11 protein-coding genes and 1 pseudogene are annotated in these 12,993 nt (G+C 36.8%); 5 read left to right on the top strand and 7 right to left on the bottom strand.

Going from position 1 to position 12,993, the window contains the following annotated elements:
- Positions 1 to 276 precede the first annotated feature (276 nt).
- The 5 genes and pseudogenes from DBO93_RS18660 to DBO93_RS01720 all read left to right on the top strand — a co-directional run bounded on the left by DBO93_RS18660 (position 277) and on the right by DBO93_RS01720 (position 5,834).
- The gene (locus DBO93_RS18660) at positions 277 to 435 is read left to right on the top strand and encodes a hypothetical protein (RefSeq protein ID WP_162533696.1); all 159 of its coding nucleotides are present in this window, start codon (positions 277 to 279) and stop codon (positions 433 to 435) included.
- 340 nt (positions 436 to 775) lie between these two features.
- Entirely contained in the window at positions 776 to 1,312 is a 537-nt protein-coding gene (locus DBO93_RS01735) for a hypothetical protein (RefSeq protein ID WP_108454795.1), read from the top strand.
- Positions 1,312 to 3,069 carry an OmpA family protein gene (locus DBO93_RS01730; RefSeq protein ID WP_108454794.1) on the top strand — a complete coding sequence of 586 codons (1,758 nt, stop codon included), beginning with the start codon at positions 1,312 to 1,314 and terminating at the stop codon, positions 3,067 to 3,069. Before DBO93_RS01735 ends, DBO93_RS01730 begins: the two co-directional genes overlap by 1 nt.
- A 128-nt stretch (positions 3,070 to 3,197) precedes the next feature.
- A pseudogene (locus DBO93_RS01725) lies at positions 3,198 to 3,695 on the top strand (Rab family GTPase); the annotation flags it as partial.
- A 6-nt stretch (positions 3,696 to 3,701) separates the two neighbouring features.
- Positions 3,702 to 5,834 (top strand): bifunctional diguanylate cyclase/phosphodiesterase, encoded by a 2,133-nt coding sequence (locus DBO93_RS01720; protein ID WP_108454792.1) that lies wholly within the window; start codon positions 3,702 to 3,704, stop codon positions 5,832 to 5,834.
- Positions 5,835 to 5,931: 97 nt separating this feature from the next.
- Here DBO93_RS01720 and DBO93_RS01715 read toward each other — a convergent pair whose 3' ends face one another.
- The 7 genes from DBO93_RS01715 to DBO93_RS01685 all read right to left on the bottom strand — a co-directional run bounded on the left by DBO93_RS01715 (position 5,932) and on the right by DBO93_RS01685 (position 12,985).
- Positions 5,932 to 7,158, bottom strand: a complete 1,227-nt coding sequence (locus DBO93_RS01715) for a cyclopropane-fatty-acyl-phospholipid synthase family protein (protein ID WP_108454791.1) — start codon at positions 7,156 to 7,158, stop codon at positions 5,932 to 5,934.
- 2 nt (positions 7,159 to 7,160) lie between these two features.
- On the bottom strand, positions 7,161 to 8,006 hold the full coding sequence (locus tag DBO93_RS01710; RefSeq protein WP_108454790.1) for a DUF1365 domain-containing protein: 846 nt from the start codon (positions 8,004 to 8,006) through the stop codon (positions 7,161 to 7,163).
- Positions 7,999 to 9,282, bottom strand: a complete 1,284-nt coding sequence (locus tag DBO93_RS01705) for an FAD-dependent oxidoreductase (RefSeq protein ID WP_204100638.1) — start codon at positions 9,280 to 9,282, stop codon at positions 7,999 to 8,001. The genes DBO93_RS01710 and DBO93_RS01705 overlap by 8 nt, the downstream gene beginning before the upstream one ends.
- A complete protein-coding gene (locus DBO93_RS01700; protein ID WP_108454788.1) occupies positions 9,282 to 10,040 on the bottom strand; it encodes an SDR family NAD(P)-dependent oxidoreductase in 759 nt (252 codons plus the stop codon). The genes DBO93_RS01705 and DBO93_RS01700 overlap by 1 nt, the downstream gene beginning before the upstream one ends.
- The gene (locus tag DBO93_RS01695) at positions 10,040 to 10,516 is read right to left on the bottom strand and encodes a nuclear transport factor 2 family protein (protein WP_239059069.1); all 477 of its coding nucleotides are present in this window, start codon (positions 10,514 to 10,516) and stop codon (positions 10,040 to 10,042) included. Before DBO93_RS01695 ends, DBO93_RS01700 begins: the two co-directional genes overlap by 1 nt.
- An 85-nt stretch (positions 10,517 to 10,601) precedes the next feature.
- The gene (gene phrB / locus DBO93_RS01690) at positions 10,602 to 12,005 is read right to left on the bottom strand and encodes a deoxyribodipyrimidine photo-lyase (protein WP_108454787.1); all 1,404 of its coding nucleotides are present in this window, start codon (positions 12,003 to 12,005) and stop codon (positions 10,602 to 10,604) included.
- A 20-nt stretch (positions 12,006 to 12,025) separates the two neighbouring features.
- Complete coding sequence (locus DBO93_RS01685; protein WP_108454786.1) at positions 12,026 to 12,985, bottom strand: DUF523 and DUF1722 domain-containing protein; 960 nt, start codon at positions 12,983 to 12,985, stop codon at positions 12,026 to 12,028.
- Positions 12,986 to 12,993 lie beyond the last annotated feature (8 nt).

Genomic DNA, 12,993 nt, shown 5'->3' with positions numbered 1-12,993 from the left:
ATAACATGAATACCGCAACACTCCGCATTAGATTAATGATAGGGCTTGCAGTGGGGAATTGATTAACATCTTGCATAAGTAACTCACCGGTAAACATATTAACTAAGTAATACTATAGAACCGTCAATAGTCGATTAAGTTCCAAGCTTTACGCTTCCTTACATTTATATTGTTTACCCTGTTTATATATGTAGACACCATTTAATTAATATATAACTTAAAATTCGCCAACTAATAACTTACACCTATGAATGCGGCTGCGAAGGGTATATTAATATGATCACCGATAACGCTAAAGATCTCCGTGTATTAATTGACTGGGTAATAGAGAAAACTCAATTTTCAGCCCGTAAAGTCAATGCTGCTGGGCTACCGCATCAGCGATATATTGTTTTTAAACGGCTACGGTTGCGTTTGGTAAACCCAGAATGGTAAACATAATAAAAATCAGCTAACCAACAAGAAATGTTTTACATGCCCAAACTGTATTCGGCTTAATTTCCTTCAATATAGGCCTTTTATTAACAACCTCTCCATTCACACTGTCTCATCACTTGAATCACCAAAGTAAAAATTTAATGGCTTTTTATGAAGTGAAATCTATCTTATTGATAATAAATCACCACATTACGCTCAAATGATAGACAACCCTAAACAAGTGTAATAATCTGACAAGAGCTTGGTTTATAATAACTAAATGTGTAAAAACAGGTTATTTTATAATTTTGAGTTACACTGAATTAAAGAGAAAAGTCTAATAAATGGAATGTAATAGATGCCAAATAATAAAGATATCAAAAAAGAGCAGCAGCAAGATGTAGCTCAAGTAAATGAACTTGATCAGCTTCGGCAAATTGTGTTTGGTGCAGCTGAGCAACAACTAAAACAACAAATTGCCTCTACACGCAGTGATCTTGAACACGCGTTGAGTAAACAAAATTCCAGCTTTAACGATCGTCTAACGCAAATGCAAGAAAGTATTAACCAACGATTTTCTAATTTAGAGCAACAATTACAACTTGCAGATAAAAGTCACGACGATAACGAAGCTTCAATTGAGAAAAACCTTGCTAGTTTATCATCAGAACATGAAATGTTTGCTAGTACCACTCTACAAGATTTTAAAAATATAGAACAAGCACTTGATAATGAAAGTCAGTCGCTTACTCGTAATTTCAACGATCAGCTAGAGCAATTGAAAACCCACCTCGAATCCGTATCAAAAGAACTTAGCTCGTCAAAAACCGATAGAAAAACACTCGCTAAATTACTAGCAACTATGGCAACAAATTTAGAAGATGATGAATTATAATGCCCACCGATGCAGCAAAAGAAGCTGAGTCAGCGCAACAATTAGAACAAGTTCGTACGCTACTGTTAGGTAAAGACAACAGTAGAATTACCGACAGTTTAAAAAAAGATGCGCGCAAAATAGTAGCTGAAGTTATCACTGAAGCGCTGCACGATAGGCAACAAAAAGACAATTCAGTAGATAAGGTATTACAACCTTTTGTAGAAGACTCGGTGCAAATATCTGTCGCGCACAATAGCGAACAAATGGTTATCTCTTTATATCCTATTGTCGGTAGTTTAGTGAGGAAATCAGTTGCGGCTTTCCTCAGTGACTTTATGGAAAGAACCAATCAGTTAATAGAGAATAGTTTAACCATAAAAGGCCTAACGTGGAGATTTAAAGCCCGACAAGGCGGTGTGAGTTACTCGCAATATGCTGCCTCGCAAACTTTTATCTATCGGGTTGAGCATGTTTTTCTTATTCACAGAGAGACTGGTCTACTGCTCAATACTGTCGCATTGGATAACGAAAGCAAAAGTGATGCTGACATTGTATCGGCAATGTTAACGGCAATTAATGATTTTGTGGGTGACTCGTTTTTAACCAACGATGATCGGCTCAAAGAACAATTACAATCAGTGACTACCGAAAACTTCACCTTATTGATCAAGCCTGGACCAAGTGCATTAGTGGTTGCAGCAGTTAGCGGGAATCCTCCCCAAAGTATCAGTAACCAATTACAAATAACTGTTGAAAACATTCATAGTTTGTATCTTGAAGAACTCAATAATTTTGATGGTGACAATCAGCAATTCAACAAAACCGATAGTTTACTGCGCGACTGCTTATTATCAGAGCAAAAAACAGCACCCTCCAGTAAGAAAAAAACACCTTGGTTTGCTTGGGCTATTGTATGTTTTATTATGCTATACGCTGGTTACCAAGGTTTAAATTGGTTAAAAACTTCGCAATTACATGAAAAAATAATGCAGCTAGATGCACAGCCTGGCGTTATTATTAAGCAACTTAACATAGACGATATTAATACTATAACACTTGACGTTTTACGCGACCCTGACGCCATAAAAATTTCTGACTGGCTCAATGCTAATGCAATAAACTCAGCTAACGTTAAACTTATCGAACGCAATTATTATTCTTTAGATGCGCCTATATTGCACCAACGTGTTGACCGGATTAATGCCAACTATCCTAATATTAACTTTACATGGCAAAACAATATGCTTGTACTCGCTGGCACCTTAAGTATCAGCGAAACTGAACAATTACTTAATGCTTTAGGACTTGCAGGATTTACAGTCGGTAATAATTTAGACACTTCACAACTGCAATTAACGTCATCTAACGCTGTAGCTCAAAGTAAGCAAATTAAACAGCAGGTATTTAACGACATAATCGGTCGAATAGCATCGCTTCAGCTAAATTTCCCTGTTGCCGCTCAAACCGTCACACCTGAAATGCGACTGACGCTGCAAAAAATTTATCAATACATAGAGCAGTTAACACCATTAGCAGAATCACTTAACATTAATTTTGGTTTACTCATATTAGGCAGTAGCGATAACACTGGCAGCTCTTCGACTAATCGTATTATTAGTCTGCAAAGAGCAAACAATGCTGCTGATGTGCTACAAGAGCATGGTATTGATAAAGCACAAATGTTTGTTACTGGTCTAGGAAAAATAGATATTAACGAGATAAGCACTAAGGCAAGAACCGTTATGTTTAATATTATTCATATAAATAACAATTAGCTAAATAATTAAGTGACTATTATACAAAAAAGAGTAGTATTTTAATCAGACTAATAACGCGTATAGTTTATGCAAAGCGAGAATTAAAAGCTTAATAAAACCAACAAACTGTCGAACATGGAGAGGACACTTTGATTCAAAAGAAAATATGCCTTTTAGGGGCTTCCAGTGTTGGTAAAACAAGTTTGGTTAAACAATTTGTTGAAGGTATTTTTAGTGAGAAGTATCTCACCACTATTGGTGTGAAAATAGATAAAAAAACTATAACTTTCGAAAATGAACAAGTTCAGTTCATGTTATGGGACATGGAAGGTAATGACACTTATAACGTTTTCCAAGAAAGGTATTTACGTGGTGCTGCAGGCTATATCATCGTTGTTGACCAAACCCGTACAACTTCTTTTCATGAAGGGTTAGATATCCATACGCTCGCGCGACAAGTGACTGACTGCCCCGCTATATTAACTATTAATAAAAAAGACTTACCTGCCACTTGGAATATAGAAGCCGAAGAAAATAAGGTTTACAAAGACTTATTTGAAATGCAGTTTTCAACTAGCGCTAAAACAGGAGAGAATGTCGAAGACATGTTTTTAGCCTTAGCTAAGTTATTATTAAAGGATTGAGTAAATATGACGTCGCTACTGAATAAAGTAATTAATGCCTTAGAACAAATTGTTTTAGAAGTAACCGATACCACCACAGGCACTGTAAAATGGGTTGAAGGTGATGGCGAATGGGCGCATGACTTATTTCCAAAGTCGGGTAACAAGCAAGAATTCACCATAAATGAAGAAACACCTTTCTTACTCGATTTTCTCTATGACGCAACATTACTATGGCAAGTACCAGAAAATGGCAGATTACGCTCAGGCTTGTGGACCGAAACGACGTTAAATAATAAAGAGTTACACTTAGAAGCTACCGCTATAAGGCAAGACCAACATAATCTGCTTATTATAACAAACCAACGAGAAGACTTTGATTTTCAACAAAAAACCAAACAAGTAGCACGTGAAGTTTTACTTTCATATGATCGACTTTTTCTAAAAAACGAGTATTTGCATACTCGATTACTGTCTATTTTAAATCAGCCTACAGAACAAAGTCATATTTTAAAAACCCTTGCGAAGGTTATTGAGAACGCTGAGTTTGCGGTATTTATCGCCAGCAGTGACTTTAATACCAATATAGAAAATTCCGCGGCCTTAAGCCTTTTTGAAGAACAGAACTTACTCAGTTCAGCGCCGACAAGGCCAATAAACATAATTCTTAATTTGATGCAGAATCAATTACCAGAATATGAACGAATATTGGCAACCCACTCGAGTTGGGATGGTGAATTATGTTGGATTTCACCACCATCAACGCTCAAATGGTTAAAAGTTGCATTTTACCCCGTTATAAATAAGCTTCACGAAGTTGAAAACTGGATAATATTCGCCAACGATATCAGTACTATTAAGCACTTGGTACAGCGTAACGAAAAGCTTGCTATGCAAGATATGCTAACAGAGTTGCCTAACCGCTATGCTTTTTTGCAAACACTAGAAAAACACATTATTAGTGACAGTCCATTTTATTTACTTTATATCGATATTAATGAATTTAGACGCCACAACGAGTTTTATGGTCACGAAGAAGGCGACAAACTACTTGCTGAATTAAGTAAGCGTATTAATGCCGCCGTAAAGTCATCAGATTTTGTTGCCCGTGTAGGTGGAGACGAGTTTGCGATAATCCTTGCAAATGTTGATAATCAATCGAGTTGCGAATCAGCCATTTCGCGTATTATTGACAGTGTAAATAAGCCATTTCACACTAAAAAGCCCAATAGCTTTCATATCAGTATTAGCGTTGGTGCGGCTAATTATCCTAATGATGCTCGCAATGTTGATGAATTGATGAAGTTTGTCGACTTGAGTGCATACAATGGAAAGAAAAATAAAAAGAATACAATCCAGTTTTATTCTCAATCGATGAAAGATGCTTCACAGCACCTTATTATAATTGAGCAAGAACTAAGACGAGCCATTAAAAACAATGAGTTTGAATTATATTTACAACCTATTATTGACATTAAAACCAATTGCATCAATAAAGCTGAAGCATTAATCCGTTGGAATCACCCTAAAAACGGCTTGGTTAGTCCTGATGATTTTATTCCAATCGCCGAAAGAAGCGGCTTGATCATTGCGATTGGAGAGTGGGTAATTAATCGCACTTGTGAAATTTCAAAAGAACTTAGCAACCTAGGGTTCGATATTAAAATATCAATGAACCTATCCCCTTCTCAAGTTGCCGATAGTAATCTGTTTACCTATTTGAAAGCCAGTATTGAAGACAACCAAGTTGACCCTTGTTTATTAGAGTTAGAAGTGACTGAAGATGTATTGGTTGATGATTACTCAGTGGCAGAAAAGCTCTTAAGTAAAGCGAGACAGATGGGAATGAGTGTGTCGGTAGATGATTTTGGTACGGGTTACAGTTCACTTTCGTACTTGAAAAAATTACCGTTAGACTATTTGAAAATCGACCGTTCATTTATTAAAGAAATTGTTGCCGATGATAACGACAAAGCCATAGTACGTGCTGTTATTGCGATGGCACATAACTTAAATTTATGTGTTACTGCTGAAGGTGTAGAAACACAAGAGCAATTAAGCTTTCTCGTTGATAATGCCTGTAACTCGGTGCAAGGCTATATGTTTAGTCGACCAATTAGTATGGTTCATTTTATAAAACTACTTAATGAACAACAATAAAATGTTCACTGAAAACAAAATCCCAAACTTAGGTTAACGAACTAAGTTTGGGATTTTCATGTTTTATATAAACTTGATTAGATATATATTGTAAATATTACTTTCTAGCGACTAAATGAACTGTACTGGTTGAGCGCTCGAGAAAAGCCCCCTCACAATAAGCAAAATAATAAAGCCAAAGACGTTTAAACTTCTCATCATAACCAAAAGGTTTAAGCTCAGGCCAAGACTGTAAAAAAGCTTCTCGCCAATCTGCGAGCGTTCTTGCATAGTCTAAACCCATATCGTTAATCGACTCAGTCACTAAATCGGTATATTGCGTTAAGTTTTGTGTCAGTACGGTAACCGAGGGTAAAAAACCGCCAGGAAAAATATAACGCTGAATAAAGTCGACATTGTGTTTGTAATGTTCAAAACGCTGATCCGCAATAGTGATCGACTGTATTAACAGTTTACCGCCAGGTTTTAATCTTTCATTACATTGTTTAAAGAAACTCGGTAAGTATTCAAAACCAACGGCTTCTATCATTTCTATTGAAACTAATTTGTCGTATTCACCAGTTAAGTCTCTGTAATCTTTTTTTAACAAGGTTATCTTGTCATCAAGCCCAAGCTGTTCAATACGGTTTTTAGCATACTCATACTGTGCATCAGAAATGGTGGTTGTCGTTACTTTACAGCCATAATGTTGTGCGGCATAAATTGCTAAGCCGCCCCAGCCAGTACCTATTTCTAATAAGTGGTCATCTGCAGTTAATTCTAAACGCTGGCAAATAGTCGACATTTTGTGAACTTGTGCCTCTGCTAAGCTTGCTTCTTTATTAGGGTAAATAGCTGATGAGTACATCATTTCAGGATCAAGAAAGCGACTATAAAGCTCATTACCTAAATCGTAATGCGCAAGAATATTCTTTTTTGAACCCGCCTGACTATTACGATTACGTCGGTGAAGCAATGCATACTTAAGCTTCGTTAGCCAAGGATTTTTCTTTTCAAGGCTATCAACCTCCTGCTGAGCACGAGCAAATATACGGATAACCGTCGTTAAATTTGGGCTACTCCATTTTCCTGCAATAAAGGCTTCTGCCACACCAATAGAGCCACCTTTAACAAAATCTTTATATACGCTGCTGTCATGAATATTAATGCGACCAAGTAACGATTTGTTTTCAGCAAACTCAGGAAAAAGAAAACGCTCAGTATTATCAACTAACTCTATTTGACCATAGTTAATCTTTGCGAATGCTGAAAAAACCAAACTGCGACAACGTTTGTCTAGCCAATTTGCTTGTTTTTTTATTTTTAAACCTGACACTTGTTCCACCACTAACCCCCTGTTTTAGAATTTGTTTGTTTACTTTTCTGATAACCAATAAATGGTATACGTTTCAAGAATAACTTCAGGGCTTGCCAGTAAATACCTAATACAATTTTCAACGTCATTACCGGTATATTCAGCCAAAGTTGCCATAACGAAGTGCGTGTAAATGGCGCTTTAATTAAATTCATTGTTACATCAAATATTTTGCGTTCTTGCTTTAGTTTGCTATCTACTATGGCAACTGCATTACTATCAGCATTTATATGGTTTTCTATATGTACTAATAGTGTTGAACTATTTTCGCTTGGCGCCTTAAAGCGCCACTTGTAGCACATGTTTAAATCCATAAAAGGCGATACCTGAAAATCTTTATCCGTAGAATGCGACATTGTCTCTTCATTATTAATATCGCTGTTAACTAACGGTACTAAATAATAATGTCTTTCGTTCCAGGGTGTATTACTTACTTCAACCAATACTTGTGTGCAGATATTATTAACGTCATAACAAAAGTAAAAATTGGCAGGACTAAAATAAATCCCCAAGCACCTAACCTGAACGAGCATACTAATGCGACTTATATCTTCAAAACCGGATAACATCGCTACTTTATTCTTTATACGGAGCTTAAGACTTTTAGGTTCACCTCTTAGGTAATCCTTTTGGTTAAACCTCAACAAGTTGTACCAGGAAAAGCCAAAAATTCCTGGCGGGGCTTGCTGAGCTTTCATTTCATCAACATCTAACGCCAGCATATAGAGTTTATAACTGAAACTATGCGACTTAGGTGTAAATCGCCTATGTCGAATTTGGCCACGATAAATGCGGCTATGTGTTGAAGGTTCAACCATTATTTTGTGATGGCCCACTTTGTTGTAAATAGCAGTCAAAACGTTGTGCAACATCTACTGCACTTCTAACACCGTCTTCATGAAAACCGCTATACCAATATGCGCCCGCAAAGTGAGTATGCTGTTGCCCACAAATAGCTAGACGCTGTTGTTGAGCATTTATTGAGTCCGTTGAAAATACCGGATGATGATAAATAAACTCACGTAAAATTTTGCTTGGTTCTATATCTTCACGTTGATTCAAGGTTACACAAAAAGTATGTGACGAGTTCAGTCCTTGTAATATATTCATATTATAAGTAACGCTGGCAGGTTTAGCTCTGTTGGCACTTAGCTGGTAATTCCAACTTGCCCACGCTTTTTTTCTTTTTGGTAATAAATTAATATCGGTATGCAAAACGACTGAGTTTTCACTGTAGGGAATAGCACCCAGTATTTCTTGCTCATGCTGACTGGCATCACCCAGCAATGCTAATGCTTGGTCTGAATGACACGCTATAACGACTTCATCAAAGGTTTGTACTTCACCATTAGCAAAACATAATTGGACTTGGTTGTTTTCTCTTGTGATCTTTTTGATATCAGCATTAAGATGAATATTATCAACAAAGGGCTCACACAGCGGAGCTAAGTAACTTCTAGAGCAACCCGGCACAACATACCACTGAGGACGGTCGGCTATATTTAATAAACCATGATTATGAAAAAATTTCACAAAAAAATGAAATTGAAAATCTTGCATTTGTACCAAAGAGCTAGACCAAATAGCCGCTCCCATTGGCAAAATATAATGCTCAGCAAAATAATAACCGAAGTCATTTTTTTGTAAAAACTCGCCTAATGTTGAACTTTCATCATAGTTTTTAGCTTGATAACTTTTCTTACACAGCTTATTAAACCTAAGAATTTCTTTTACTAGCCACCAAAACTTAGGATTAAATATATTGCGACGTTGAGCAAATAACGTATCTAGGTTATGACCATTGTATTCCATACCTGAATCAGAGTTATGCACAGAAAAACTCATTTCAGTTTCTTGTTTACCCACTCCTATTTCGTCCAGTAGTGCTAAATAGTTAGGATAGGTTTTATCATTAAAAACAATAAAACCGGTATCAATTGCGTAGTGCTGCTCAGCCAACTCAACATCAACGGTTGCCGTATGTCCGCCAATGATAGAAGACTTTTCAAAAACACTGACTTGATGCTTTTTCGAAAGCAAATAAGCTGCGGTTAAGCCCGAAACACCTGTTCCGATAATGGCAATACGCTTCATTATTTATCATTCCTTTTATTATTTTCATTTTTTAAAGCAATACTCTGCCAAATAAAATCAGGCAGCAGTGCAAATAATTTCATTATAAATGTCAGTCTTTTAGGAAATTGTAAATAAGCTTTGCGCGCATTAACCCCTTGGTAAATTCTGTTAGCTGCTTGCTCACTGGTCAGTAAAAACGGCATAGGAAAATCATTTTTATCGGTTAATGGGGTTTTAATAAACCCTGGATGCACTAAAGTAACCGCTATATTTTCTGCTTTTAAATCTAAACGTAAGCTCTTTGCTAGATAGTCTATTCCAGCTTTAGATGCACCATAAGCTTCGGCCCGAGGAAAAGGTAATATAGTGGCACTAGAGCTGACAAAAACCACTTGTCCACCCACGGCTACTTTAGGCAGGAAGTTCTCTAGCATATAACCTAAAAACTGTAAGTTTGTGGCAATTACGCTAGCAAATAGAGCGCCGTCAAATGACTTAGCGTTGTCTATATAACGACAGTCACCAGCATTCAGCATTAAAATATCAATATGTTTTATTTCAGTAAGTTTATTCGCCGCATTACAAATTTGCTCGATATTGGTAATATCAAAAGCTAGCGGAATAACATCGCTATTTTGATCTGACAATTGTTTCAGTTTTTCTTCATTTCGCCCACAAGCAATAACTTGATAACCATTGGCTAAATAGCGCTGTAATAATGACTCGCCTATGCCCGACGTTGCACCTGTAATAAGAATTGTTTTTTGGTTAGCCATTAAGATACTGCCCTCTTTTTAAACCAGCGAATAATGCGTCCAAAAAAAGGTAATTGCTCATATAACATAGCGCCTAAATCTAAGTAATCTCGATGATAAATAACTTTGTCATCAAGGCCTTTTAGGTGAGAACTGCCTTGCACGCTTACCATATTGCCTGAGTTTAATTTTGGATGTTGAAAGCGCATTTGCCAATAAATAGCCGCCTCAGAATCTTGCGCTATGACTTGTTCAATTACAAAATCACAATAACTGAGTTTTGTATAAAGTTGATTAAAGTAATCGTTTAATTGCTCAAAGCCCTTTAGATGGTGCATGGGATCTTTGAACACGATATCGCGATGATAGACGTCTGCTAACAAAGACAAGTTATCGGTAGATAACTTTTGGTAAATGTTAATAAATTTAACTAACCACAATGAATTTTGAACATGTTCACTTAACTCATCAACATCCATAACCTTTTTATTTAACATAAATACTCTTATTTTTTATAATATTCAAACTCTTAAAAACAAAAATATAAAGTTTTTACCGAGACTAAATACCCGTCATAAATAACTACCGATAAAATTCAAGTGCCGATAATCTCGCTTGCTTGTGTTCAACGATAGCTGGCCAATAGAGTGATAACTTTTGTTTAGCAATATATAGATGAGGAAAATGAATTTCTTTATCCGGTAATTGCGCCAGCTCTGGTATAAATTTACGTATAAACTCACCTTTTGGATCAAATCTTTCGCTTTGTCTGATCGGATTAAAGACACGAAAGTAAGGTTGAGCATCGCAGCCAGTACTTGCTGCCCATTGCCAACCGCCATTATTTGCCGCAAGATCACCGTCAATTAGCTGCTGCATAAAGTATTTTTCTCCCCAGCGCCAATCAATTAACAAGTGTTTAGTTAAGAAGCTTGCCACTACCATACGTAATCGATTATGCATCCAACCCGTTTGATTCAGCTGCCTCATCGCCGCATCGACTAACGGATAACCAGTTTTCCCTTCGCACCATTGTGTAAATAACGTTTGATTATTAGGCCAAACTACAGCGCGATATTTAGGGTTAAAGCACTCATGTTTGGACAGGTCTTGTCGATGAAAAATTAAATTTCGATAGAACTCTCTCCAAATTAATTCATTTAACCAAGTAAATTCTTCACTGTCTGAGGCAACTAAAATATCAGGAAATCGCTGAGTAAATAATAAGAGTAAATAGCGTGGACTAATAGCACCTATGGCTAAATATGGTGATAAGCCAGACGTCGCTTTAATCGCAGGGAAATCACGTTTTTTACCGTAATTAGCGACTTTATATTCAAAAAATTCTGGAATAACCTGTTGTTCAACTTGATCAGCTAAAGGCCATAAATCTGAGGTGCCTGCACAATCTAATGGTGGTTTGAAGTTTAGTTTAGCTTCTTCAGCCTGCTTAGCTGAAATACTGGGGCTAGGTTTGCCTAAATAAGAAAAACCGTGCTGCTTTACATAAGTTAGCCAAGCACGTTTATAAGGGGTAAACACCTTATACATTTCATTTGTTTTATTTAGTACTTGGCCTTTTTTAACAATAACGTCGCTTTCAAACATGTGTAATGGAATGCCTTGCTCAACACAAGTTTCATCACGTTGCTTTTCATTAAACTCGATCTCTTGGTTAGCAACCACCTCACTAACATTATGCTGAGTACAGTATTGCTTTAAGTAGGAAATTTGCGCTGAGAAATCATCACAATGCACAACCTCTAAAGCAATATTTAACGACAATAGCTGCTCAGCAAGTGCATTAACATGCCGCTTGATAAAGTCAATTTTGATTGCTGACCAATCATGAGCCAACCATTGTTTTTCACTGACAAAAAAAATCGCCTTAGCCATTCCTGCATCATGATGTTGCTTGAGAAAATAATCTAAGGCTGGATTATCGTGAATTCTAATATCGTTGCGAAACCAAAGTAACAAGGACATTCCTTAATAATTAATTGGGTTTAATAACCGTATCTAAGTTTTAACGACTCAGGGTATGGGTTTAGATAAGCTTGTTGAGCTAAATAAGCATTAGGGTGCCCCAATAAATAATGATTAATCAGGGTCAATGGCACCATTAACGGCATTAAGCCCTCGCGGTAAGCATCAATTTGTTGTGACAGCTCTTTACGTTGATCTTTATTAAGGTGCTTAGAAAAATAGCCTTGGATATGAGATAACGTATTCGCATGATTTTTACGTGTAGCAACGCGCTTTAATGCCGTCATTAACCCAGTTATATATTGCTCGGCCATTGTCTCTACTGCAATATCAGCACTCGCTAGCAAACGCCCTAACTGCTTGTAAGCAACAAGATCATGACTCATTAGTGTGTATTTATACTGGGCATGAAAACTTGTAAGTTTATGCTTACTTACGCCTGACTCTTTTAATGCTAACCAGTGTCGGTAAGTGAACACACGAGCAACAAAATTTTCTCTAAGAATAGGATCGTTCAAACGTCCGTTTTCTTCACAAGGTAATATGGGGTTAGCTTTCATGATTTCTCGAGAAAAAACACCAATACCTTGTCCTTGTAATGGGTCACCACTTGGCGAGTAAACTTTTACACGTTCCATGCCACAGCTCGGGCTTTTGGCACAAAAAACATATCCACTGAGGTTTTTAGAAAGTGATGCTATTTTTTTTCCGTAGGCTTTTATTGCCTCAGTAACATCACCAGAACCGTCAGGTCTAGAAACTTTGATCACTTGTTCATCTTTGATCAAACGAATAGTAGGTCGAGGTATCGGCATACCAATAGCAACTTCTGGGCAATATGCTTTATACGTTACATGCTGACCCAGCTCTTTATTGCAAAAGTTAGACGGTTTGTTGCTGGCATCAAACCTAACTTTTTCACCAATTAAACATGCACTAATGCCGACAATAACATCTTCTTTGTCAAATTCTTTATACATAACAATCT

The sequence above is a fragment of the Colwellia sp. Arc7-D genome (assembly GCF_003061515.1).
Lineage (GTDB): Bacteria > Pseudomonadota > Gammaproteobacteria > Enterobacterales > Alteromonadaceae > Cognaticolwellia.
This window is presented reverse-complemented; position numbering and strand designations above follow the sequence as displayed.

Coding starts and splice junctions, on each gene's coding strand:
- phrB (WP_108454787.1), bottom strand. CDS start 12,005: ATGTCCTTGTTACTTTGGTTTCGCAACGATATTAGAATTCACGATAAT.
- DBO93_RS01685 (WP_108454786.1), bottom strand. CDS start 12,985: ATGTATAAAGAATTTGACAAAGAAGATGTTATTGTCGGCATTAGTGCA.
- DBO93_RS18660 (WP_162533696.1), top strand. CDS start 277: ATGATCACCGATAACGCTAAAGATCTCCGTGTATTAATTGACTGGGTA.
- DBO93_RS01700 (WP_108454788.1), bottom strand. CDS start 10,040: ATGGCTAACCAAAAAACAATTCTTATTACAGGTGCAACGTCGGGCATA.
- DBO93_RS01735 (WP_108454795.1), top strand. CDS start 776: ATGCCAAATAATAAAGATATCAAAAAAGAGCAGCAGCAAGATGTAGCT.
- DBO93_RS01705 (WP_204100638.1), bottom strand. CDS start 9,282: ATGAAGCGTATTGCCATTATCGGAACAGGTGTTTCGGGCTTAACCGCA.
- DBO93_RS01695 (WP_239059069.1), bottom strand. CDS start 10,516: ATGTTAAATAAAAAGGTTATGGATGTTGATGAGTTAAGTGAACATGTT.
- DBO93_RS01730 (WP_108454794.1), top strand. CDS start 1,312: ATGCCCACCGATGCAGCAAAAGAAGCTGAGTCAGCGCAACAATTAGAA.
- DBO93_RS01720 (WP_108454792.1), top strand. CDS start 3,702: ATGACGTCGCTACTGAATAAAGTAATTAATGCCTTAGAACAAATTGTT.
- DBO93_RS01710 (WP_108454790.1), bottom strand. CDS start 8,006: ATGGTTGAACCTTCAACACATAGCCGCATTTATCGTGGCCAAATTCGA.